General features: G+C 53.7%; 27 protein-coding genes. 19 read left to right on the forward strand and 8 right to left on the reverse strand.

Annotated elements, in window-relative coordinates:
- Positions 1 to 6 precede the first annotated feature (6 nt).
- Both J9253_RS18410 and J9253_RS18415 read right to left on the reverse strand, forming a co-directional pair.
- Complete coding sequence (locus J9253_RS18410; protein WP_210222312.1) at positions 7 to 837, reverse strand: DNA/RNA non-specific endonuclease; 831 nt, start codon at positions 835 to 837, stop codon at positions 7 to 9.
- A 70-nt stretch (positions 838 to 907) separates the two neighbouring features.
- Complete coding sequence (locus J9253_RS18415) at positions 908 to 2,053, reverse strand: protein kinase family protein (protein ID WP_210222313.1); 1,146 nt, start codon at positions 2,051 to 2,053, stop codon at positions 908 to 910.
- 64 nt (positions 2,054 to 2,117) lie between these two features.
- On the opposite strand from J9253_RS18415, the gene J9253_RS18420 reads away from it, so the two are divergent.
- Complete coding sequence (locus tag J9253_RS18420; RefSeq protein WP_210222314.1) at positions 2,118 to 2,462, forward strand: hypothetical protein; 345 nt, start codon at positions 2,118 to 2,120, stop codon at positions 2,460 to 2,462.
- Between the two features lie 182 nt (positions 2,463 to 2,644).
- Here J9253_RS18420 and J9253_RS18425 read toward each other — a convergent pair whose 3' ends face one another.
- On the reverse strand, positions 2,645 to 2,788 hold the full coding sequence (locus J9253_RS18425) for a hypothetical protein (RefSeq protein ID WP_210222315.1): 144 nt from the start codon (positions 2,786 to 2,788) through the stop codon (positions 2,645 to 2,647).
- Between the two features lie 6 nt (positions 2,789 to 2,794).
- On the opposite strand from J9253_RS18425, the gene J9253_RS18430 reads away from it, so the two are divergent.
- The 8 genes from J9253_RS18430 (at position 2,795) to tatC (ending at position 7,711) form a co-directional block, all read left to right on the forward strand.
- The gene (locus J9253_RS18430; RefSeq protein WP_210222316.1) at positions 2,795 to 3,895 is read left to right on the forward strand and encodes an RNA-guided endonuclease InsQ/TnpB family protein; all 1,101 of its coding nucleotides are present in this window, start codon (positions 2,795 to 2,797) and stop codon (positions 3,893 to 3,895) included.
- A 140-nt stretch (positions 3,896 to 4,035) separates the two neighbouring features.
- The gene (locus tag J9253_RS18435; RefSeq protein WP_210222317.1) at positions 4,036 to 4,431 is read left to right on the forward strand and encodes a site-specific DNA-methyltransferase; all 396 of its coding nucleotides are present in this window, start codon (positions 4,036 to 4,038) and stop codon (positions 4,429 to 4,431) included.
- Positions 4,431 to 5,204: an imidazole glycerol phosphate synthase subunit HisF gene (gene hisF / locus J9253_RS18440; RefSeq protein WP_210222318.1), complete on the forward strand. Its 774-nt coding sequence runs from the start codon at positions 4,431 to 4,433 to the stop codon at positions 5,202 to 5,204. The genes J9253_RS18435 and hisF overlap by 1 nt, the downstream gene beginning before the upstream one ends.
- Before the next feature lie 17 nt (positions 5,205 to 5,221).
- On the forward strand, positions 5,222 to 5,743 hold the full coding sequence (locus tag J9253_RS18445; RefSeq protein ID WP_210222319.1) for a hypothetical protein: 522 nt from the start codon (positions 5,222 to 5,224) through the stop codon (positions 5,741 to 5,743).
- A gap of 16 nt (positions 5,744 to 5,759) precedes the next feature.
- Positions 5,760 to 6,080 (forward strand): phosphoribosyl-ATP diphosphatase, encoded by a 321-nt coding sequence (locus J9253_RS18450; protein WP_210224665.1) that lies wholly within the window; start codon positions 5,760 to 5,762, stop codon positions 6,078 to 6,080.
- A 17-nt stretch (positions 6,081 to 6,097) separates the two neighbouring features.
- The gene (locus tag J9253_RS18455; protein WP_210222320.1) at positions 6,098 to 6,337 is read left to right on the forward strand and encodes a Sec-independent protein translocase subunit TatA; all 240 of its coding nucleotides are present in this window, start codon (positions 6,098 to 6,100) and stop codon (positions 6,335 to 6,337) included.
- A gap of 23 nt (positions 6,338 to 6,360) precedes the next feature.
- Positions 6,361 to 6,660 (forward strand): Sec-independent protein translocase protein TatB, encoded by a 300-nt coding sequence (gene tatB / locus J9253_RS18460; protein ID WP_210222321.1) that lies wholly within the window; start codon positions 6,361 to 6,363, stop codon positions 6,658 to 6,660.
- Positions 6,644 to 7,711 carry a twin-arginine translocase subunit TatC gene (gene tatC / locus J9253_RS18465; protein ID WP_210222322.1) on the forward strand — a complete coding sequence of 356 codons (1,068 nt, stop codon included), beginning with the start codon at positions 6,644 to 6,646 and terminating at the stop codon, positions 7,709 to 7,711. The genes tatB and tatC overlap by 17 nt, the downstream gene beginning before the upstream one ends.
- Here the strand turns inward: tatC and J9253_RS18470 are convergent.
- Complete coding sequence (locus J9253_RS18470; protein ID WP_210222323.1) at positions 7,703 to 8,461, reverse strand: BPSS1780 family membrane protein; 759 nt, start codon at positions 8,459 to 8,461, stop codon at positions 7,703 to 7,705. The genes tatC and J9253_RS18470 overlap by 9 nt on opposite strands.
- A 168-nt stretch (positions 8,462 to 8,629) precedes the next feature.
- Between J9253_RS18470 and gpmI the strand changes: the two genes are divergently transcribed.
- From gpmI to purU, 5 genes are read left to right on the forward strand one after another with little or no spacing between them, the layout of a single operon-like run.
- Complete coding sequence (gene gpmI, locus J9253_RS18475; RefSeq protein ID WP_210222324.1) at positions 8,630 to 10,201, forward strand: 2,3-bisphosphoglycerate-independent phosphoglycerate mutase; 1,572 nt, start codon at positions 8,630 to 8,632, stop codon at positions 10,199 to 10,201.
- A 2-nt stretch (positions 10,202 to 10,203) separates the two neighbouring features.
- On the forward strand, positions 10,204 to 10,404 hold the full coding sequence (gene thiS, locus J9253_RS18480) for a sulfur carrier protein ThiS (RefSeq protein WP_028488303.1): 201 nt from the start codon (positions 10,204 to 10,206) through the stop codon (positions 10,402 to 10,404).
- Positions 10,405 to 10,421: 17 nt separating this feature from the next.
- The gene (locus J9253_RS18485) at positions 10,422 to 11,204 is read left to right on the forward strand and encodes a thiazole synthase (RefSeq protein ID WP_028488302.1); all 783 of its coding nucleotides are present in this window, start codon (positions 10,422 to 10,424) and stop codon (positions 11,202 to 11,204) included.
- 15 nt (positions 11,205 to 11,219) lie between these two features.
- The gene (gene trmB / locus J9253_RS18490; protein ID WP_210222325.1) at positions 11,220 to 11,909 is read left to right on the forward strand and encodes a tRNA (guanosine(46)-N7)-methyltransferase TrmB; all 690 of its coding nucleotides are present in this window, start codon (positions 11,220 to 11,222) and stop codon (positions 11,907 to 11,909) included.
- Between the two features lie 13 nt (positions 11,910 to 11,922).
- A complete protein-coding gene (gene purU / locus J9253_RS18495; RefSeq protein ID WP_210222326.1) occupies positions 11,923 to 12,783 on the forward strand; it encodes a formyltetrahydrofolate deformylase in 861 nt (286 codons plus the stop codon).
- Positions 12,784 to 12,793: 10 nt separating this feature from the next.
- Here the strand turns inward: purU and J9253_RS18500 are convergent, their stop codons facing one another.
- From J9253_RS18500 to J9253_RS18510, 3 genes are all read right to left on the reverse strand, one after another.
- On the reverse strand, positions 12,794 to 14,557 hold the full coding sequence (locus tag J9253_RS18500) for an assimilatory sulfite reductase (NADPH) flavoprotein subunit (RefSeq protein ID WP_210222327.1): 1,764 nt from the start codon (positions 14,555 to 14,557) through the stop codon (positions 12,794 to 12,796).
- 98 nt (positions 14,558 to 14,655) lie between these two features.
- On the reverse strand, positions 14,656 to 15,897 hold the full coding sequence (locus J9253_RS18505; protein ID WP_228291429.1) for a type II toxin-antitoxin system HipA family toxin: 1,242 nt from the start codon (positions 15,895 to 15,897) through the stop codon (positions 14,656 to 14,658).
- The gene (locus J9253_RS18510; RefSeq protein WP_210222328.1) at positions 15,884 to 16,216 is read right to left on the reverse strand and encodes a helix-turn-helix transcriptional regulator; all 333 of its coding nucleotides are present in this window, start codon (positions 16,214 to 16,216) and stop codon (positions 15,884 to 15,886) included. Before J9253_RS18510 ends, J9253_RS18505 begins: the two co-directional genes overlap by 14 nt.
- Positions 16,217 to 16,406: 190 nt before the next feature.
- On the opposite strand from J9253_RS18510, the gene J9253_RS18515 reads away from it, so the two are divergent.
- Positions 16,407 to 17,141 carry a phosphoadenylyl-sulfate reductase gene (locus J9253_RS18515; RefSeq protein ID WP_210222329.1) on the forward strand — a complete coding sequence of 245 codons (735 nt, stop codon included), beginning with the start codon at positions 16,407 to 16,409 and terminating at the stop codon, positions 17,139 to 17,141.
- Positions 17,141 to 18,868, forward strand: a complete 1,728-nt coding sequence (locus J9253_RS18520; protein WP_210222330.1) for an NADPH-dependent assimilatory sulfite reductase hemoprotein subunit — start codon at positions 17,141 to 17,143, stop codon at positions 18,866 to 18,868. Before J9253_RS18515 ends, J9253_RS18520 begins: the two co-directional genes overlap by 1 nt.
- Here J9253_RS18520 and J9253_RS18525 read toward each other — a convergent pair.
- A complete protein-coding gene (locus J9253_RS18525) occupies positions 18,851 to 19,363 on the reverse strand; it encodes a hypothetical protein (protein WP_210222331.1) in 513 nt (170 codons plus the stop codon). The two genes, J9253_RS18520 and J9253_RS18525, sit on opposite strands and share 18 nt — an antisense overlap.
- A gap of 114 nt (positions 19,364 to 19,477) precedes the next feature.
- On the opposite strand from J9253_RS18525, the gene cysD reads away from it, so the two are divergent.
- Genes cysD through J9253_RS18540 form a run of 3 tightly spaced genes read left to right on the forward strand, consistent with a single transcriptional unit; the run spans position 19,478 to position 23,451 of the window.
- Positions 19,478 to 20,404, forward strand: coding sequence for a sulfate adenylyltransferase subunit CysD (gene cysD / locus J9253_RS18530; RefSeq protein ID WP_210222332.1), 927 nt, complete (start codon positions 19,478 to 19,480; stop codon positions 20,402 to 20,404).
- Entirely contained in the window at positions 20,404 to 21,672 is a 1,269-nt protein-coding gene (gene cysN, locus J9253_RS18535) for a sulfate adenylyltransferase subunit CysN (RefSeq protein ID WP_210222333.1), read from the forward strand. Before cysD ends, cysN begins: the two co-directional genes overlap by 1 nt.
- A 12-nt stretch (positions 21,673 to 21,684) precedes the next feature.
- Positions 21,685 to 23,451 carry an SLC13 family permease gene (locus J9253_RS18540; RefSeq protein WP_210222334.1) on the forward strand — a complete coding sequence of 589 codons (1,767 nt, stop codon included), beginning with the start codon at positions 21,685 to 21,687 and terminating at the stop codon, positions 23,449 to 23,451.
- Positions 23,452 to 23,460 lie beyond the last annotated feature (9 nt).

Here is a 23,460-nt window from a genome sequence, read left to right on the forward strand (position 1 = left end):
GTTAACTCAGGGTTGCGGCAAGGCCATCAGGCTATTTTTGCTGAATTGACTAATGCTGGGGAAAGGGTCTATCCCTGCCGTTTGCGTCAATTCAGCGATACTCAGCATCTTATAGTTTTTGGTAGCATCATTGGCGACCCAATACGCCCCACTTTCGCCCGTATTCGCGTCGTAAACCGCTTTGAAATAGCTGGTGGGAACCAATACCCGGTCATTGATGCGCTGGAGTGATGCACCCGCGAAAATAGCACCGGAAACCACATACAATTCACCGCGTTGCATCGCCAGATCGCGGGTTTTTGACTCAATGCTCGACCACAAACCACGGTTGTTGGTGGGGTTTTGCGGTGTCATGTTTGCGAGGGAAAAGCTTTCGCTCATGGCTTCGACCGAAGGCATATCGGCTGCTGGGGCAAGGTGTCCACGGTCATAGCCAGAGCCTGCGTAATCCGCCAGTTCGGCACGCTCGTCTTCGGGCAAGGACTTTTCAGCGTGGAAATTGTCTTTGCGGTCAATATTCATCAATAACCCGGCGTAGGTCAGGTGTTCACTGGCCCACAATGGCGTGCGCGTCACCCCTGAATGCAATACAGAATAAGCCGAGAAACATAATGGTCGGGTTTTCGCGGCCAGTTTGGTATTGGTAAGTTCAGGCTGCGTACCGTCAACGTATTGCGCCGCACAAGCGACATCAGAAGAAGCTGCACCCGAACCAATGGCTGTTGTGGCAGGCGTAGTCGGCGTATTGATGCCACTGGTGCCGGTCGACGCACACGCCGTCAAGGTGGACAGGATAAACAGCGTGGCAAGTGCTTGGGTCACGGGGCTTGGTTTCAAAGTGAATTCCTTAATGCAAACGGATTAAGCAAGCATTGTAGGGGTCTATCACGGTAACACCAAGTACTGACTACAGCGTTTCAATATGCCCCGCCACATCCGCAAACCACGGCACAAGGCTGGCAACCAGCGGTTCGCGGCTCGCCCAGTCAGCGGCACGCGCACAAAGCTGCTGTGCTTGTGGCAAGGTAACGCCGATGTAATCGTAATCGAGGATTTCCTGCCTATCCCACCAGCCTTCTTCGCCCTGCTGCTTATGCAAAATCAGCCCCAAGCGGGCAGTGCAATGCAGCACACCCGCCACCGCCGCGTAGCGATGCGCCACTTCGGGCGGTGCGCCGTCGGCAAATAACGGCACAAACTCCGTCAATAAGGCTTGTTCGGTAGTGCTGCAAAACGGCACACTTTCATCGCACAATAGCCACACCAGATCGTCCAACCGATTACGCGCCCCGCAATGTTCCCAATCAAACCATGACACCTTGCCTGTTGGATCCACCATCGCATTACCGGGGCGGGCATCCCATTTCACCAAGCGTGGCTTGAGGGGAAGCAAAATGTCTTGAAGAGACGCTTTATCCAGCGCTGGTACGGGGATGTCAAAGGCATCGCCGATTTTGCGCAATTGGCGGATATGGCGGGCAATCCAGTCTTCTTCGCCGCCGATAACGGGAACGGCTTGATCAATCCCCGCCTGTGCAGCGGCAAGGTGAATCTGATGCAAACTGGACAAAGCACTGGCTAGCAAGGTGTAGCGGGGGGCAGCCTCTGCTCCAGCCAGCAAAGTAGATAAACGTTCCCCCGCTAAGGTTTCCTGAAGCATTACAATGCCATTAAAAAACAGCACGTTGGGAACAGGGGCTGCGTATTGATTCAAATGATGCAAAACACGCTCTTCCAGCCGCGCCCGCCCGGTTTCGCCCCGAAAACTCGCAATGGCGGTTCTGCCGTCTTCCCAACGCACCAAACAGGCGCTACGGTCTGCACCACCCGGAAAGGTGATGTCACTGACACGCCCACCCAGATTTTCTTCACACAAGCGGGCAAGGTTATCGCAAAAATACGGGCGATCCTGCCATTGTCGGGGCTGCGTTGGTGGTGTCGTGGTGGCGCTATTTTTGAGAGGGTGTGGCGCAATATTGCCTGACCAGAATTGACAGGGCGTCTCACGGTAACCTGCAAGGTAATCGGGAAAGTGGGTAGAAAGATCACTCATGATCAAGTTCCTATAAAGGAAGAAGGGGGACGTTCCCCCTCCTTCCATTAGGCAAGTCTGTTATTTGCACTTGCTGCTTGACTTGGAGCCGGAGCCAGCTTTAGAGCTAGAACCGGAACCAGCTTTGCTGCTTGACTTGGAGCCTGAACCAGCTTTAGAGCTAGAACCGGAACCAGCTTTACTGCTCTTGCCTGAACCAGCTTTAGAGCTAGAACCGGAACCGCCTTTGCTACCACCGATGCTGCCGCATTGCTGCCCAGCAACATTGCCCCATGCAGAAGATGAGCCTTGCGGGCTGGATCCATTGCATGAAGATTGGCTACCGTTGCTGGAAGAACCCTGTGATGGGCTGGAAGTAATAGGTGCGCAAGCGCTGCTGCCTACATTTGAGATGCTAGTCATGATGTAAATTCCTTTTACATTGATTTAAAAAGTACTCGACTTCTGGAGTGCGTCCGGGTTCATCACCCTATCAACATCCATTGACAGGCACTCTGTCACCAAGCCAGTGTTACCAACCAATCAAAACAGGATGAACGTCAAAACATTGCCTACTAGCGGTCAATCAGCATAGGATACGGGCTTGAGTTTTTACCCGTATTCGCGTAAAGCCCCGTCCTTCAGGTCGGGGTTGTAAGCGTTTTTGGCTAACGTTTTCTTAATACCCGCCAGTGCATTAATCTGCACCACTGGCACGGTTTCTTGGTTGTCAGCAGCGGCTAAACGAGGCATCATGCCATCATGAATACCCCACTAACTACCCTCAAAACGCTATCGGTCAGAGTCCGCGACAAACACGCGGCGATCCTGTCACGCATGGCGTTTGAGGCGAATCAAGTGTGGAATGCTGCCAACGCTGAAACCGCCGATGGATGTTATATCCCCGTGCCGGAAGTGGGCTGGATACGCACTAACATCAGCGCCTTCGACCTGCAAAAGCAGCTCAAGGGCATCAAACAAGCACTCGGTTTCATCATCCACTCCACCACCGTTCAGGAAGTGATCGCCGTTCATGCCAAGTCCCGCAAGCAGTTCAAAAAAGACAAATTGCGCTGGCGAGTCAGTGGTGGTGCGAGACGCTCGTTAGGCTGGATCCCCTTCAAATCCGGTGCTGCCCAATGGAAAAATGGGCAAGTCCGTTTTGCTGGCTACCATTTCAAGGTGTGGGATAGCCACGGCTTGTCACAATATGCCTTTCGTGCGGGTTCATTCTCGGAGGATGCGCGGGGACGCTGGTATTTCAATGTGGTAGTCGAAGTCGCTGTAGAGAAAGCCAGCGGCACAGCCCATATTGGCATTGATTTAGGCTTGAAGGAAACCGCCACATGCAGCAATGGCGACAAGCTAGAACGCAGTGATTTCTACCGCAAACTCGAAGCCAAGTTAGGCATAGCTCAACGCGCCAACCAGAAAAAGCGTGTGAAAGCGATTCATGCCAAGATCAAAAATCGGCGTAAAGATGCGCTACACAAGTTCACCACCCAACTGGTGCGTGAGAATGAATTAATCGTTGTCGGCGATGTAAGCAGTTCCGCCCTGACCAAAACCAAGATGGCAAAAAGTGTCCTGGATGCAGGCTGGTTCATGCTGAAAACCCAACTGAAATACAAAGCGATGGCGCGGTCAGTGGTGTTTCTCGAAGTCAACGAAGCGTACAGTACCCAAGCCTGTTCGGATTGTGGAAGTATTTCCATCAATAGTCCGAAAGGTAGAACAGGACTTGGAATAAGGGAATGGTTATGTCCTGACTGTAGGACGCTGCATGATAGAGATGTCAATGCGGCTAGAAACCATCTCGCGGCTGGATATAGCCGTCTCGCAGGAGGAATCCCTGTCCTTTAGGGCGGGGGGGATGTCAAACTAACGACACAGGCCATGACAAAGCACGATGCCAGATGAACGCACTTTCCGTGATTATAAACACGAAGCAGCCGCTTGGATTACGCTAGCAACGGGCGAATATTATCCCGACATCCTGAGCGATGCTTGTCGCCCTTGAAAACAGCGCGGGCATTCCCGTACAAGACATCTGGCTAGACATGAAAGATGCCCATAACCAGAATATCCATATCACGGGTTATCCAACAGAAAAGAACCCTGATATGCTGGAACGTATTATTGAAGCATCCTCCAACCCCGGTGATCTCGTGCTGGATTGTTATGCTGGCTCTGGTACTACTTTGGCAAGCGCAGCAAGCCTTGGGCGACGCTGGATCGGGGTTGACCGTAGCGATGAGGCCATCAAAACCATGTTGCGCCGTTTTGAAGTGGGTACGGAACGTATGGGAGATTTTGTGAATACACCATCAAACACCCATACATTGCCGTTGTTTACAACCAGTAATACTGACTTTACGCTTTTTGTGGAAAAGAAATAATGGGTTTAGCCAAACGCATCATCCCCTGCCTTGACGTGGACAATGGTCGCGTCGTCAAAGGCGTGAATTTCGTCGACATCCGCGATGCTGGCGACCCGGTGGAAATCGCCGCCCGCTACAACCGTGAGGGCGCGGATGAAATCACTTTCCTCGACATCACCGCCAGTTCCGACAACCGCGATACCATCGTCCACATGGTGGAAGCGGTCGCCTCGCAGGTGTTCATCCCGCTGACCGTGGGTGGCGGCATCCGCAAGCCAGAAGACGTGCGCCGAATGCTGAATGCCGGAGCCGACAAGGTGGGCATCAACACAGCAGCCATCACCAACCCCGACTTGGTACGCGAGTGCAGCGACTATTTCGGCTCGCAATGCATCGTGGTCGCCATCGACGCCAAGCGTGTCAACGAACCCGGCGAACCCGACCGCTGGGAAGTCTTCACCCACGGCGGACGCAAGCGCACCGGTATTGATGCAGTTGCGTGGGCTGAAAAAATGGCACAGTTCGGCGCAGGTGAATTGCTGGTCACGAGTATGGATCGGGACGGCACCAAAGTTGGCTTCGATCTGGGGTTAACCCGCGCCATTACTGACCGGGTAAACATTCCCATGATTGCCTCGGGTGGTGTGGGTAATTTGCAGCACTTGGCAGATGGTGTGCTCAAGGGCGGGGCGGATGCGGTACTGGCCGCCAGCATCTTCCACTTTGGCGAATACACCGTCGGCGACGCCAAACGTTACATGGCGGCGCAAGGCATCGAGATGAGGCTGTAAAGAGAGGTTATAAGATTATGGCAGCACCCGCACAAGTCCAGGTTCGTTACATTCAGGAAGAAGACCGCATCCTGATGCGCATGAATACCCTCGCCGAAGAGGAATACCGCTTCTGGCTGACACACCGCTTTCTGGTACGCCTGTGGCCGGTGTTGCAGGAGGCGCTCATGTCATCCCCTGCGGTAAAACAGCACAGCGACATCCATTCCCGTCAGGCGATCATGGCGTTTGAACACGAGCAGGCGCAAAGCAAAGCCCAGTTCAACAACCCTTTCCGCGAAGCTGACAAGCTGCCACTGGGAAAAGACCCGCTACTGGTGTCCAAAGCCGGGTTCCGCCACCAAGCCAATGGCGCGTTACAACTTTCGCTGAAAAATGTCGCCGAAGAAGGCGTAGACCTTACCCTGACACACGACCTGCTACACTTGCTATGCAAGCTGCTGGACGATGCGGCGCAACAATCTGAATGGAAAATGTCGTCATTATTACCAAACATTACCGAAACACATTCACCCGTCGCCGCACACCAATTGAATTAGGTATACTGACCCCATGATGAACGATAGCGTACTCACTCAACTCGCCGAGGTGCTGGAAAGCCGCAAACAAGCGGAACCGGACAGTTCCTATGTTGCCAAGCTCTACGCCAAGGGTTTGGACAGCATCCTCAAAAAGATCGGCGAGGAAGCCACCGAAACTGTGATGGCCGCAAAAGACGGCGAAAAAGATAAAATTGTGTATGAAGTCGCGGATTTGTGGTTTCATACGCTGGTACTATTGGCGCAGCAGAACCTGCACCCCGACGATGTGCTGAAAGAACTCGCACGCCGCTTCGGTATGTCAGGTCTGGTGGAAAAAGCCAACCGCAACGATTAACTTCAAGGAGAAACGAAATGGGTTTAGGTGGCATCAGCCCTTGGTCATTATTACTGATTCTAGCTATCATTTTACTATTGTTCGGCACCAAACGCCTGCGCAACATGGGCAGCGACTTGGGTGAAACCTTCAAAAACTTCAAAAAGTCCATGAAAGACGGTGAAGCAGAAACAAGCAGCGAACAAGTGACTCAACAGCAACCACCACCCGGTGGGCGCGTGATCGACGCCGAAGCCAAAGAAAAAGACAAGGTTTAACCCTTTGACAACCGGTAAACGCCATGTTTGAAACCAGTTTCTTTGAAATGTTGCTGATAGGGGTTGTCGCCCTGCTGGTCATTGGTCCTGAGCGCTTGCCGGGGTTGGCGCGTAAGGCTGGGCGACTACTCGGCAAAGCAAAGGCATTCATTGCCACCACCCGCACCGACCTTGAACGTGAGTTGCGCACCGAAGAAATGCGCAGCATGTTGAACAAACAGGAAGATGAAATTCGCGCCCTGCGTGACCTGATGCAACAAAACACCACTGACGTTCGCCACAGCATCGAAGACGCCACCAAGCCACATGACGAAAAACACTAACCCTCCTTCCCCCGAAGGCGAGGAACTGGGTTTCCTCCAGCACCTGCTTGAGTTGCGTGACCGCCTGTTACACATGGTGTTGGCGATTGGAATTGTATTCCTGATCCTGATGCCATTCGCACAGGACTTATACAACCTGTTATCCGACCCATTGGTTCGGCACTTGCCCGCAGGCCAGAAACTGATTGCGGTTGGGGTAGCTTCCCCCTTCTTTATCCCTTACAAACTCGCCCTGATGGTGGCGTTTGTGCTGGCACTGCCTTACGTGCTTTACCAGTTGTGGGGTTTCATCGCCCCCGGCCTGTATCAGCATGAAAAGAAACTGGTAACACCGCTGCTGGTTTCCAGTGTTGCCTTATTTTATCTCGGCATGGCGTTTGCCTATTTCGTCGTGCTACCGATGATGTTCAGCATCCTGCCAAACTTCGCCCCCAGCAATGTCGATGTCACCCCCGATATTGCCGAATACCTCGATTTTGTGATGATGATGTTCATGGCCTTTGGTATTGGTTTTGAAATGCCCGTTGCCACCCTGCTGCTGATCAGCACCGGCATTGCCAGCCGCGAAACCCTGAAACAGTCACGCCCCTATGTCGTCGTGGGTGCATTTATTATTGGCATGTTCCTGACCCCGCCGGATGTCTTGTCACAAGTAATGTTGGCAGTACCGATGTGGTTACTGTTTGAAGTGGGCTTGCTCGCCAGTGTCCTGTTCGAGAAACAACTAAAACAGGCCAGTGCCGCAAGGGATGCCCGCGACATGGCGGAAGACCAACACGATATTAAGCCACCACCGCCACCTCCTGCTACATCCAGTGCCGCCACCACTACAACAGGCGCAACCTCGAATGACACTAGCGCATGGGAAAACGACCGGCACATTTTCGAGGAAACCACTCCGACACCATCCACTGACGATGAAGCTTTCCACCCCCTGACCGATGAGGAAATGGAAGCGGAGCTGGAGCGCATGGATGAGGAGTTCAAGCGTATGGAAGACAAGTTCCGCAAGGAAGAACAAGACAAGCAGGACAAAGGTAAATCAGACTGAGGAAGCATCCAACAGGTTGCTCTCACCGGGTTCCACCGGGTCAAACACATCACGGAAGCTGGCATAGCTGGCTCCCGTGAGTACCGGGATCAGCACCAGATAACCCAAGCCAAACACAAACGATGCCAGTATTCCCAACAATAGCGTCATAATGCCAAACAGCGTTAAGGGCACGATATTGCGCAAGCAAGCCAGCAAACTCGCGGATACCGCTTCCAGCGGTGCTTGCCCTTCAAACACCACCAAGGGCGTGGCATAGAAAAAAGCCATCAAAAACACCGTTACCAGTCCCACTTGCAGCAGTAAACCCAAGGGGAAAGATTCTGCCATCTGCGCTAGTGTCACTATCACACTGGTTTCACTGCCCGGCAAATACAGGGCTTTGAATATTTCTCCACTCAAGGGATACAACACCACAAACAATAACAATAAGCCTGCCACCATCATCGCCCCCAACAGCAGCAAGGGTTTGCTAAAACGCGGATCGTTGAAACCGAGCAAACCATCCTCAACCTGTGCCAATGCCCCGGTCAGGGATTTGTGCGCCGTCACCAGCAAGCCAACCAATAACAAGGGGATAAACAAGGCGATCAGCGGAATGCCTACAAACGGCAACATGCCTAGCAACATCACCGCCAGCAGGAATGTAATAGAGAGTGCCAAGCACGTCCCCAAGCTGGTTTTGAATGCGTACCAGCCCGCACCCAGCCAGATGAATGCACGGCGAAAATCAACCAACTGTATTTTCATGGGGTAGCCCTTTTCAGTAAAGTTATTGTTATTGCTATGATTAACCGATTACGTGATAGTTCATTTACTATCGTAAAAATATCTGAAAGTCAATTCCACAAGCAAAATTAACCGATTACCTGCTACAATGCGCGACTTCACGACGGACTGTATTAATGAGGGCAACCAGTGAGATCAAGACACCCAAACGTTCCACGCCGTAAAACCATTCTGGTCATTCTCGACGGCTTCGGGGTTAACCCGAGCAAACGTTTCAACGCGGTACATGAAGCCGATACACCCAATTTTGACCGCTATTTCGGGCAATATCCGCACACTACTTTGCAAGCCTCCGGGCGGGCAGTGGGTCTGCCGGACGGTCAAATGGGTAATTCCGAAGTCGGGCACATGACCATTGGCTGTGGCTCGGTCTTACGCCAGGATCTGGTGCGCATCGAAGACGCCATCGAAGACGGCAGTTTCTACAAAAACCATTCCCTGTTGAATGCGCTAAGTAGTGCCAAAGCTGATAAGCGCCCCTTGCACCTGTTGGGTCTGGTTTCCGATGGTGGTGTCCACAGCCACATGACGCACATCATCGCCTTGCTGAAAGCCTGCATGGAACACGGTGTCAAACCTGTGCTGCACGTCATTACCGATGGTCGTGATACTGCCCCCAAAATCGCCAAGCAATTCATTAAGCAAATCGAGAGCGTGATGGAAATGACGGGCGGCGAAATTGCTACCGTGACCGGGCGCTTTTACGCAATGGATCGTGATAACCGTTGGGAACGCACCCAACTGGCCTGGAATGCCATGGTGCGCGGTATGGGCACACCCGCCAGCAGTGCCTTGCAAGCCGTTGACGATGCTTACGCCGCCGGGGAAGCTGACGAATTCATCAAGCCGCGCATTATGCCGAATGCCGAACTCATCCAGAGCAATGACACGGTATTGTTCTTCAACTTCCGCAATGACCGCCCGCGTCAGATGGCCAAAGCCTTGGCGGATGAAAACTTCAGTGATTTCAACCGGGGTGATTTCGAGTCAGTATCGCTCACCACCATGACCGAATATGACAAGCGCCTGCTGGCTCCGGTTATTTTCTCACCGGAACGCCCTGCCACCAATCTGGCGCAAACCATCAGCCTCGCTGGTTTGAAGCAACTGCATTGTGCGGAAACCGAAAAATACGCCCACGTCACCTTCTTCTTCAATGGCGGGCGCGAACGCACTTACGCGGGTGAAGAGCGCATTGTGATCCCTTCCCCCCATGTGGAAACTTACGACGAACAACCCGAAATGAGCGCCAAGGAAGTTGCCGATACCATTATCAACGCGATTGAACACAACAAATACTGCTTCATCGTGGTGAATTTCGCCAACGGCGACATGGTAGGCCACACCGCCGTGCCGGGTGCGGTCATCAAAGCGGTAGAAGCACTCGACCGTGAGGTTGGGCGTGTGCTGGATAGCGCCGTTGCCCATGAGTATTCCGTGATCCTGACGGCTGACCACGGCAACTGTGACGAATACATTGACCCCTTAAGCGGCGAACCCAATACCCAGCACACCGTTTACCCCGTTCCTTGCCTGATTATGGACAAATCCAACTGGCGCTTGTCCACCGAAGGCGGCTTAAGTAACCTCGCCCCCACCGTGCTGCAATTGATGGGCTTGCCCAAACCAGACGGAATGCGCGGTAAATCCCTGCTGCTGGAAGAACTCCCCAAAGGCCAGAGCGGCGGCGGAGCCTATTAAGCATGGAAATACTCGTCAACGGAACCCCGCACCTCATCGCGGAAGGCACGACAGTGGCGCAATTGCTGGTCATTCTTGACTTGCAAGGCAAGCGTCTGGCTATGGAAGTCAATCAAGAACTGGTGCCGCGCAGCCAATTTGACAACGTTATCCTCCAGCCTCAGGATACGGTTGAAATCGTCCACGCCATCGGCGGCGGCTAAACAAGGAAGCACCCATTATGCAAAATGACACCCTCACCATTGCAGGCAAGGCATATTCTTCACGCCTGTTAGTCGGCACTGGCAAATACAAAGACCTAGCAGAAACCAAAGCCGCCACGGAAGCCAGTGGTGCGCAAATCATCACCGTTGCCATCCGCCGTACCAATATCGGCCAGAACAAGGATGAACCCAACCTGCTCGATGTCATCCCGCTCGACCAATACACCCTGCTGCCGAATACCGCAGGCTGTTACAACGTCGACGACGCCGTGCGCACCTGCCGCTTGGCACGCGAACTGCTCAACGGCCACAATCTGGTCAAGCTGGAAGTGCTCGGCGATGTCAAAACCCTCTACCCAGACACCATCCAGACCCTGAAAGCGGCTGAAATTCTGGTAAAAGACGGCTTCGACGTGATGGTTTACACCAGCGATGACCCGCTGATTGCCCGCCAACTCGAAGAAATCGGCTGTGTTGCCGTTATGCCGCTGGCCGCACCGATTGGTTCTGGCCTTGGCATCCGCAACCCGTACAATATCCTAGAAATCATTGAAAATGCCAAAGTGCCGATCATTGTCGATGCAGGTGTCGGCACTGCTTCCGACGCAGCGATTGCGATGGAAATGGGTTGCCACGGCGTGCTGATGAACACTGCGATTGCCGGTGCGAAAAACCCAGTGCTGATGGCTTCCGCGATGAAAAAGGCCATTGAAGCCGGGCGTGAAGCCTTCTTGGCAGGGCGGATGCCGCGTAAGCGTTACGCATCCGCGTCTTCCCCGCTGGAAGGTACGTTTTTCTAAGCAACGGGCAGTATCATGGAATCAGCAGAACACCCACGTACCATTAAAAGTTTCGTCTTGCGCCAAGGTCGCCGCACCAAGGCGCAGGAAGAAGCCCTGACCAACCTATGGCCAGTCTTCGGGATTGAAACCGCCGACACGCCACTGGATTTCCCCAGCCTGTTCGGGCGGATTGCCCCGGTGACGCTGGAAATCGGCTTTGGCAATGGTGATTCCCTCGCACAAATGGCACGCGCCGCGCCGGAACGTGACTTCATCGGCATTGAAGTTCACACCCCCGGCGTCGGGCATTTGCTGAAACTGATCAGCGAACAAGGCTTGCAAAACCTGCGCCTGCTGAATTCGGATGCGGTCGAGATCCTGCAAAAGCGCATCCCGCTGAACTCATTGGAGCGGGTGCAACTGTTCTTCCCCGACCCTTGGCACAAAAGCAAGCACAATAAACGCCGCATCGTGCAAGCGCCCTTCGTCAGCCTGCTGGCCTCGCGGATGCAAACCGGCGGTGTATTCCACATGGCCACTGATTGGGAAAACTACGCCGTCCACATGGCTGAGGTCATGCAAACCAGCCCCGACTTTGTTAATCTTGCGCCGGAACCGCCTTACGCACCGCGCCCTGATACCCGCCCCCTGACTAAATTTGAGAATCGGGGCTTAAAACTGGGGCATGGCGTCTGGGATTTACTCTACAAGAAAATAACCTAACGGCATCAAGACCATGACAGCAGAAACCTATATCCTCACCGTCACTTGCCCGGCGAAAACCGGCATTGTCGCCGCCATCACCGGCTTTCTGGCGGAATCGCAGTGCTACATCACCGAAATGTCGCAATACGATGATGAAATGACCCAACGGTTTTTCTGCCGCATCATGTTCCGCCCCGCTGCGGCGTTATCGCCTGAAATCGACGCACTGCGCCAGCAATTTACAGCGATTGCCAGCAACTTCGCGATGGAATGGCACATTACCAACGCCACCCGTGCGACTCGCGTCATCCTGATGGTATCCAAAGCCGACCACTGTCTGGTGGACTTGCTGTACCGCAAAAACAAGGGCGACCTGAACATGAACGTGGTCTGCGTGGTCTCCAACCACATGGAGTTGCGCTCGCTGGTAGAACGTGAAGGCATCCGCTTCATCTGCCTGCCCGTCGACAAAACCAACAAAGCCGAACAGGAAGCCCGCATGTTGGAAATCGTCGCCGACACCCAAGCCGAATTGGTCGTGCTGGCGCGTTACATGCAAATCCTGTCCGACGACACCTGTCGCAAACTCACCGGCAAATGCATCAATATCCACCACTCCTTCCTGCCTGGCTTCAAGGGCGCACGCCCTTACCACCAAGCCTATGATCGAGGCGTGAAACTGATCGGTGCAACCGCGCATTACGTAACCTCCGACCTTGACGAAGGCCCCATCATTGAACAATCCGTCGAGCGCGTCGACCACAGCTACCAGCCGGAAGCCCTCGCCGCCCTCGGTCGCGATCTGGAAAACAGCGCCCTCGCCAAAGCCGTGCGCTTGCACATCGAACGCCGCGTGTTCATGGATGGCAATAAAACCGTGGTATTCAAATAAGCCCTAACGCTTAATAAATATCCCGCTGGTAACGTCGCTCGCCTATCCATTGTTCCAGCAAGGCAGCGGCGGCACTGGCAGTCAGCCCACCCTGCTCTGCCACAATGTCGAGCAAAGCTTGATGTACATCCTTCGCCATGCCGTGCATATCACCACACACGTACACGTGCGCCCCGGCTTGCAACCACTGATACACCTCACGCGCTGCTTCGCGTAGCCGATGTTGCACATACTGCTTTTCCGCCTGATCCCGCGAAAACGCGACGCTCAGGCGTTCCAGCGTGCCATTGGCCAGCAATTGCTGCCATTCGGTTTGGTACAGAAAATCACTGCGGAAACGTTGCTCCCCAAAAAACAACCACGTTTTGCCACGCAGCCCCTGCACCTCACGTTCCAGCAAGAAACTGCGGAAAGGTGCCACACCTGTACCCGCCCCAATCATGATCAGCGGTGTCTCCGAGTCCGTCGGTAACTTGAAATGCGGATTCGCCAACCAATGCACTGCCACCGCATCACCACTTTGCAAGCCCGCTAACGCATTGGATGCGGTTCCCCAATGGGTACGTCCCTGAAAATCGTAGCGTACCCGCTTGACCAGCAAATGCACCTCATCCGGGTGCGCGACAGGGCTGGAAGCAATCGAATATTGGCGTGCCTGCAAGGGGCGCAGCACATCCACCAGCGCTTGCGCCGCCAGCTTGCCGGGAAATTCGTGCAGCAAATCCGCCCAATCAGCCGCTGCCAGCCACGCTTGCAAGGCCGTTTTATCCTCTGCCGCCGCTTGTAATGCCGAGTGGGCAATCAACTTGGCATAGGCTTGCACTTGCCGCCGAGTCAGGTGGGAAAGTTCGTAATGCCCACGCAAAGCCTCTTGCAGCGTCCTTGTTTCGCCCCGCACCAGCACCGCATCACCGCCGTGCAAACCGCTGAGAGCCAAGACCTTCTCCACCAAATCCGGGGGGTTCGGCACGCTGACCGCCAGAATATCGCCGGGTTGGTAGTGGATACCAGAACCTTCCAGCGACAATTCCAGATGCAACACCTCTTTGGCGGAATCATCATCGGTTAACACCACCCGCCCCAGCACTTCAGCCTGAAACGGGTGTTCCGCCGTGTACGCTGGCGCAGACACAGGCGCAATCGCGGCTGCCAACGGGTTACGGGCAAAGTGAATGCTGTTATCGGCAGCAGCAGTGGGGGTTTTCTCCAGCACGGCCTGCTGCCACGTACTGGCTGTGGTGCTGAAATCCACATCGCAATCCACCCGCTCCAGTAAACGGGTTGCACCCAGTTCCGCCAGACGCTGATCCAATAACAGGCCGGTCTGGCAAAAATCCTCATAACTGCTGTCACCCAAGGCCAGCACGGCGTATTCCAACTTTTCCAAGCGTGGTGCACGCTCACTGTGCAGAAACTGGAAAAACGCACGGGCATCATCCGGCGGTTCACCATTGCCGTGGGTACTGATCACCAGAATCAGACGCTGTTCCTGCTTGAGTTGCTGTGGGCGATAGGTTTTCACATCGTACAACGCCACCTCAGCAGTCTGGGCTTGCAAGCGGGCATACAACTGCTCGGCAACCCGCTTGCCGTTCCCCGTCTGACTACCGTAAAGGATGGTGGTTTTCAGGGTATGGGCGGCAATAGCAGGGGTCGGCAATGCCTGCTGGGTCGTTAAACCGGAGAGGTAACCGCTGACCCAAGCCAGTTGCGTGGGTGTGAGATCACGGACAGCACCGGATACTTGCTGGAATTGTTGTGGGCTTAGCAGCATGTGTGCCACTCCTTCAAAAGTGATGAATGCCGCCGAGTATCCATGAACCGTTAGAGCGAAAAAAGTGATATTATCTGATATGAATATCTTAAAAAGAGCTAATAAGGCCAATCAAAACAAAACGGATTAAACACTGCCCGTTGCCACAAACGATTACGCTCCACCTCTCCCATACCTGCTGCATCACAGGTTTCCTTCCAGTTTTGTTGGATGGTAGTAACCTGTTGGTCAATTTTTTCTTGCGCGGCTGCTGTTGTCAGTTGGAACACAGGACAAACAGACAAAACATTTGCTAGCGTTGAAAAGTTACCCTGAACACCACCGATTTGCATGGCTTGGGTCGCTTCACGCCCTGAACGCAGTTGTGGACAAAGGTCGTAGACAGGGGTGAGTTGCAAGGTTTTCCCATCCCAGAAAGCGGAATGGTTACGGGCATGATCATCCGTATTACCGATCAAAACGTTGAACACCAGGCGTTGAAAGAGCTCATGTAAGGTTGCCGTGGCGTCTGCAAATTGCTGGCGGATTAAGTCAGCAAAATCATGATAACTTGCATAGCGTGCTTCCATTTCATTCAGCCCTAACAGGCTCAGACCGCTCAACAAAAGACGGCGATAGGTCTGGCTGGCCTGGTGAATACGATCGAACCGCTCCACCAATAGCACATCCTTACCCATGACTGAAACCAATTGTGTATCAGCCACGCTTAACCCTACCTGCTTCGCCAGTTGCATAGCGACGTATTCAGCTTTCACGATGTCATAGTAATCCGTCGAAGTGCTGAACTTGGCAATGTAACTGTGCATTTCCGTCCTGATCAGTGCCTTGGGGCGTGCTCCGCCGACGCTGGTACCGTGACGTAGAGCAATATCCAGTTCAGGCGGTAATGGCTTACCCTTTTCGATCAGGTCTGCTGCCAATAGCAACTCCTGTAAATCAGCCTGTTGCGTCTGCCTCGGTTGGTAAACAGTGCCACTGTGCTGAAAATCCAACGCCCCGATTCGGTCGCTGCCAGACAATAACAAATAATCGAGCTCATCCGGGGTGAAACCCGTGTACTGATAACTGACAACCCGCCGCCCCCACGCATCCGGGGAGGCATCCCGTAGACAGGAATGGATGTTGTTCAGCCCCTCAGGTTGAAAAGTACCGCTGCGCAACGGTAGCTCAAACGCTGATAGCGCCATCGCATCTTCGCGTTCACGGTAGCTACGCCCATAGGTAAAGTGATGCAAGTTCCCCTGTTTGACAATACGTCCAGCAACGACGGGTTCAGCTTGTTGGGGTAGCCAAACCCAAACATAGGCATTATCAGCAGATTGTGACTTAGAAATCATCATCCAGCTCCACTTGCGGCACACGGGCGCGTTCTGGTAACAAACTGGTTAGCCCTGCAACCGTGGTGGATAAACGTTGCAAGTCACGACTGCTTTCCGCCAATAACGGAATACCCACAATAGCAGCCGCTTCAAATACCGTGCCGATAGCAACTTTGGCATCCCCTTTTTCGATAGCACTGATGGTCTGACGGCTCACGCCTAAACGTTCTGCCAAGTCTTGTTGCGGCATTTTACGTTCCAGCCGCGCCGCACGGATCATACCCGCAAAGACTTGCAGCACCGTTTGGGTACGGGTAGATAGACTGAGTAATTTTGCCATATATAACAGACTCAAACTGACTTAATGTTAATTATAGCAATCATTATGCGCAAGATGGAATCTTTTCACTTTCAATACCCCCTTTTAAACAAATCCATTTTCAAGATATTCATATCGAATTATATCGTTTTTTTCGCTTTAACGTTTCAGGGATACTGCGCCTCATCCACTTTCCATGAGGCACAAGACCATGACATTAACAACCGCACCGCTGCAAACCTTGCACGCCGATTTCCACGACCTGACGCTGGATGAAGCCCTGCTTGCCCTGCGCCAACGCTTCGACGGACGCATTGCTTTTTCCACCAGTCTGGGGCTGGAAGATCAGGTGATTACTGATGCCATCTTCCGTAACGATCTCGACATCGAGGTATTCACGCTGGATACCGGGCGCAATTTCAAAGAAACCTACGACACACTTGACGCAACCCGCACAAAATACGGCAAGCCGATCAAAGTGTTTTACCCGCAAACCGCCGCGATTGAGCATTACGTCACCCTCAAAGGCATCAACGCGCTTTACGAATCGGTCGGCAATCGCAAAGAATGCTGCACCATCCGCAAAATTGAACCGCTCAACCGCGCACTCACCGGTGCACAGGTATGGATCACGGGGTTACGGGCAACACAATCCAGTTTCCGTGCTGACATGGGTTTGTTTGAGCGCGATGAACAACGCGATCTGGTGAAATTCAACCCGCTGCTGAATACGACCACCGCGCAATTGTGGGGCTATATCCGCCAATACGACATCCCTTACAACAAGCTGCATGATGAGCTTTTCCCCAGTATTGGCTGCGCCCCCTGCACCCGCGCCGTGGCAATCGGCGAAGATGAACGCGCCGGGCGCTGGTGGTGGGAATCCCACAATCAGGAATGCGGCCTGCACGATGGCACACGCAACCCCTTGAAAAAGGCAGCCTAATGGAACATACAGCGACACCCAAACCCCTCAACACGCTTGCCCCCAACGGGTCTGCGGTCGAACACATCAAGGATAGCAGCAACTACTTGCGCGGCAATCTGGTGGACGATTTCCACAACCCGATCACCGGCGCGATCAGCGAAGACAATGTACAACTGGTGAAATTCCACGGCTCGTACATGCAGGATAACCGCGATGTGCGCCTGCATCGGCAGGATAAAAAGCTCGAACCGGCGTACTCCTTCATGATCCGCCTGCGGGTGGCGGGCGGCGATTTGAGCGCTGAGCAATGGGTCAAACTCGACGACATCAGCAACCGTTACGGCAATGGCACCTCGCGCATTACCACGCGCCAAGCCTTGCAATTTCACGGCATTATCAAGTTTGACATGAAGAACACCATCAAGGCGATGGATGCAGCTTTGCTGGACAGCATTGCCGGGTGTGGCGACGTGAACCGCAATGTGATGTGTACACCCGACCCCACGCTGTCGGCATTGCATGAGGAAGTGTTCCCGTGGGCGCAAAAGATCAGCGACCATTTGCTGCCGCGTTCGCGTGCCTACCACGAAATCTGGTTGGACGAGGAACAAGGCAAAACGCTGGTAGCAGGCGGTGAAGCGGAAGCAATCGAGCCGCTGTACGGCAAGCATTACCTGCCGCGCAAATTCAAGATTGCCATTGCGATTCCGCCATTCAACGACATGGATGTGTTCGCCAACGACATCGGCCTGATAGCGCTTGAACAAAACGGCAAACTGGCTGGTTTCAATGTCGCGGTCGGCGGCGGTTTGGGGTTTACGTTTGGGCGCGAGGATACTTACGCACGCTTGGCATCCACCATCGGTTTTTGCACGCCGGAACAAGTGTTGGACGTGTGTTTCCACACCGTGGCCATCCAGCGTGATTATGGCAATCGCCAAGACCGCAAACTGTCGCGTTTCAAATACACCCTCGACCGGCACGGGCTGGACTGGTTCAAGCGGGAGTTGAATACCCGTCTGGGGTTTGCACTGGGCAAAGTACGTCCGTTTGAATTTGAGACCACGGGCGACCGTTTCGGCTGGCGTTCCACCACCGATGGCTTATGGCACCTGGGTTTACGGCTGGAATACGGGCGCGTGCTGGATAATGACACCCATCACCTGAAAACAGCCTTGCGAGAAATCGCCGCGCAAAATATCTGCGGTTTTCGCATGACAGGCAACCAGAACCTGATCCTGACCGGAGTATCCGAAGAACACATCGGCACGGTGGAAAGTATTCTGCAAACGCACGGCTATGCCTCAGATGCCAGCCACTTATCCGGCTTGCGGCGTAACTCCATCGCCTGTGTGGCACTGAATACCTGCCCGCAAGCCATGGCCGAAGCCGAACGTTATTTGCCAGAACTGATCAGCAAACTGGAAGTGTCGCTGGATAAACACGGCTTGCGTCATGATGAAATCAAAATCCGCATGACCGGCTGCCCCAATGGATGCGGGCGTTCAGTGTTAGGTGAAATCGGCCTGATCGGCAAATCACCGGGGCGTTACAACCTTTATCTCGGTGCCAGCTTCAACGGTGATCGGCTCAACACGCTGTACCGCGAGAATCTGGATGAAGCCGCTATCCTCAACACACTGGATGGTTTGCTGGCTGAATTCGCCGCCAAACGCATCGAAAGTGAACCGTTTGGGGATTTTGTAGTACGCAAAGGCTACCTTGCCTCAAAGCACATCCAGTAGCTTTTTCTGCAAATCCTTGCCCTGTTTTTGTCCTTGGCGGGTATTAGCAATATCCTCATGCCAGCGATCAAACAGGGCACGCAGCTCCTCATGGGTTTGGCACTGGTCAATACTTCTTACCAAGGCAGTGGCGCCATACGAGCCACAAAACGCATTTAAGGTATTGATCATAAAATGCTTTGCCATGCCGAACGTCTTGGGATCAACGGTGGCCGGTAAGGGTCGGAAGATAGAAAGGGCTGTATTAGGCGCTTGCTTAGCCATGTCGGAACCCACGCTTGTTGGGGTACTGACCGGGGTAATATAACCACCTGTCTCCAAGAAAGTCAGAATACCCTCTAAGTCATTCACGCGCGGCAATGTCTTGAGATCTGCAAAGGTGCGTTTCCCATCAATGGAAATGAGCACCCAACGCTGGATCATCGCCAAGCCATTCGCTTTGGTTTCCACTTCCTCGACGCCTTTGGGGGTTTTAATAAAGACAGCAGTTGTCATTTTCTCCTCCTCTTAATCTTTTTATTAGATATTAACATCTAATTATATCGTTTTTTTAACTTAAGAAGTTCCCGGATACTACGCCGTATTCACGTTTACTCAGGATATAACGCCATGTTCCTCAACACACTCAAACCACAGCGGCGGCTTCTCAGCCACCTCGATTGGTTGGAAGCTGAAGCCATCCACATCCTACGCGAAGTAGCAGGGCAATGCAGTAATCCGGCTTTGCTGTTTTCCGGTGGCAAAGATTCGATCTGTCTGCTGCGTCTGGCGGAAAAAGCCTTCCGCCCCGGACGTTTCCCCTTTCCCTTGCTGCATATCGACACCGGGCATAATTACCCCGAAGTCATCGCCTTCCGTGACCGCAAAGCCGCTGACATCGGTGAACGCCTGATCGTGCGCTCCGTAGAAGACTCTATACTGCGCGGCACGGTCGTGCTCAAATCACCGACGGAATCGCGTAACAAGCACCAATCCGTCACCTTGTTGGAAGCCATTGAAGAACACGGTTTCGATGCCTGCATTGGCGGTGCACGCCGTGATGAGGAAAAAGCCCGCGCCAAAGAACGCATCATGAGCTTCCGCGACGAATTCGGGCAATGGGACCCGAAAAATCAGCGCCCGGAACTCTGGAACCTGTACAACGCCCGCAGCCATAAGGGTGAAAACATCCGCGCCTTCCCGATTTCCAACTGGACAGAGTTGGATGTGTGGCAATACATCGAGCGCGAAGGATTGGCATTACCCAGCATTTACTTTGCCCACACCCGCCCGATTGTGTACCGCCAAGGTTCGATCGTACCCGTGACCGACATTACCCCGGCGCAAGCGGGTGAGGAAATCATCGACCTGCAAGTACGCTTCCGTACTGTCGGCGACATTACCTGCACTGCACCCGTGATTTCTGATGCAGATTCAATTGAAAAAATCATTGCCGAAACCGCGACCACCACCCTTACCGAACGCGGCGCTACCCGGCTGGATGACCAAGCCTCCGAAGCCGCGATGGAACAACGTAAAAAAGAGGGCTATTTCTAATGACACATCCGCTTGAAGACCACGGCTTGTTGCGCCTGCTGACCTGCGGCAGTGTCGACGATGGTAAAAGTACCCTGATCGGGCGTTTGCTGTTCGATTCCAAAGCCATTTTGGCGGACACCTTGAGTGCCATCACCAAAACCTCGCAACGGCGCGGAATGCAGGAGGTTGACCTGTCGCTGCTCACCGATGGTTTGCAAGCCGAACGTGAACAGGGCATCACCATTGACGTGGCTTACCGCTATTTCAGCACCGGCACGCGCAAATTCATCATTGCCGATGCGCCGGGGCATGAGCAATACACCCGCAATATGGTGACGGCGGCTTCCACCGCCAACCTTGCGATCATTCTGGTGGATGCGCGGAAAGGTGTCTTAACCCAGACCCGGCGGCACTCGTATCTGGCGCATCTGCTGGGGATTCCGCATTTGCTGGTGGCGGTGAATAAAATGGATTTGGTGGATTACAGCCAGGCGCGTTTCGAGGAAATCCAGCGGGATTATCTGGATTTTGCCGAACAATTGGGTATCCGTGACGTGCAATTCATGCCGCTTTCCGCCCTCAATGGCGACATGGTGGTGGAGCGTGGCGACAAGCTGGATTGGTATCAAGGCCAAACACTCATGGATATTCTGGAAACCACGCCAAGTGCGCAAAAACGCCACGCAGCGGCGTTCCGTTTCCCCGTCCAGTACGTGTGCCGCCCGCAGGATGCCAGCAATCCACAGTTGCATGATTACCGGGGCTTCATGGGGCGAGTGGAATCCGGCAGCCTGAGTGTGGGCGAGCGTGTGACGGTATTGCCCTCCGGCCTTTCTAGCACGGTCAAAGCGCTTGAATTGGGTGGAACACCGTTAACCACAGCGGAAACCGAACAATCCGTCACCGTATTATTGGCGGATGAAATCGACATTTCACGCGGCGATATGCTGGTGAAAGCCACTGACTTGCCCACGCAGACCAAGCAACTGAACGCCACCGTCTGCTGGTTAGCGGAAAGCCCGCTGGATCGGGCGCGTACTTACCTGATCCGCCATACCACCCGCGACACCAAGGCCAAAGTCGCCGATATTGCCTGGCGCGTGGATGTGAATACGCTGGATAAGCAGCCAGTGAACCAGTTGGCGATGAATGACATTGCCAACGTCACCTTCAAGCTGGCACAACCGCTGTTTGTGGATGCGTATGCGGATAATCGTGGCACGGGTGCATTCATCGTGATTGATGAGAGCACGAATAATACAGTCGGTGCCGGAATGGTCGGCTAAAGGAGATCAAGCATGGGTTGGGAAGGGATTCTAGCGATTGGCTTGGTATTGGGCGTGTTGGGTTTTCTGGCGCTGTCGCGGATTTCCCCCGACCTGATCCTGATGGCCGCACTCATCATCCTGATGGTAAGCGGCGTACTCAAACCGGAAGAAGCCTTTGCGGGTTTTGCGAATACAGGATTAATGACGATTGCCGCGCTGTACATTGTGGCTGCGGGGTTACGGGAAACTGGCGCTATCCAGTGCATTACCCGGCGCTTGCTGGGGCAACCGTCGAGTGTGCGCGGGGCACAGTTCCGCATGTTATTGCCGACGGCGGCCTTGAGTGCTTTTTTGAACAATACCACGGTGGTGGCGATGTTGATTCCTGCCATTCAGGAATGGTGTCAACGTTTGAAAATCCCGCCTTCCAAACTGTTGTTACCCCTCAGTTATACCGCCATTCTGGGGGGAACTTGCACCCTAATCGGCACCAGCACCAATCTGGTGGTAAATGGCTTGCTGCAAAAAAGCGGGCACGAGGGCTTAGGCGTATTCGACATTAGCGGCGTGGGGCTGATCGTCTTATTGGTGGGTGGCGGCTTCCTGTTGCTCTTCGGCAATCGCCTGTTGCCCGACAGCGCGGGCGTAGCAGAAGGCTTGGACAAAGTGCGTGAATACCACGTCGAAATGATTGTCGAAGACGGGGCATTGCATGGGCAATCCTTATCCGTGGCGGGCTTGAGCAACCTCGGCTACGGTTATTTGGCAGAACTGGAACGCGCCGATGAAGTGACTCAAAGTCCGCCGGGGGATTTCATCCTGCAAGCGGGTGATCGGCTCTCGTTCATTGGCGCACCGCGTTGCGCCCACGAATTGCGCAGCATTCAGGGCTTGAAGCCTGCCAATGAAGACATCCACAAACTCGGTATTGTGCATTTCAGACGCCGCTTGGTGGAAGCCGTTATTGGCCCTGAATTCCCGTTTCTGGGGATGACTTTGCAAGAATGCGATTTCCTCGGCTCTTATCAGGCGGTGGTACTGTCCATTTCACGCGGCGGTGTCGATACCTTGCCTGACAAGGGCTTGAACGCCCATTTGCAAGTGGGCGATACCCTGTTGATGGAGGCGGGAAAAGAGTTCGCCAAACAGTACAGCTTCCGTAAGGATTTTCTGCTGGTCAGTGCGTTGGAAGATTCCAGCCCGCCCAATTTTCAGAAAGCCCAACTGGCACTGGGCATTTTAGCCGCAATGGTGGTGCTCAGTGCCTTGGAAATTATTCCCATTTTACAAGCAGCATGGCTGGCGGCAGGCGTGATGTTAGTCACCCGCTGCCTGAATGCGGGGTTAGCACGCCGTTCCATTGATTTTACGGTGTTAACGGTCGTCGGTGCTTCGTTTGCGCTGGGTGAGTCGATGGATAAAACCGGAGCTGCCCAATGGATTGCGGAAGGCTTGATGTCCGGTGGGCATCTCACCCCGCTGATGGCCTTAGTGATGGTTTATGTGATGACTTCGCTGTTTACCGAAGTTATTACCAACAATGCGGCCGCCGTGTTGATGTTCCCCATTTGCAGTGCCGTGTCGGAGCAGATGGGGGTGAATTTTATGCCGTTTGCGATTGCCATCATGTTTGCGGCTTCCGCCAGTTTCATGACGCCGATTGGCTACCAAACCAATTTGATGGTGTATGGGCCCGGCGGTTATCGGGTGATGGATTATTTGAAGATCGGTATTCCGATGAATATTCTGGCAGGGTGCGTATCCATTCCGGTGATATTGTGGTTTTGGCCATTGTAACGTTAGGGT

This window comes from Thiothrix litoralis, assembly GCF_017901135.1.
In the GTDB taxonomy this organism is placed as follows: domain Bacteria; phylum Pseudomonadota; class Gammaproteobacteria; order Thiotrichales; family Thiotrichaceae; genus Thiothrix; species Thiothrix litoralis.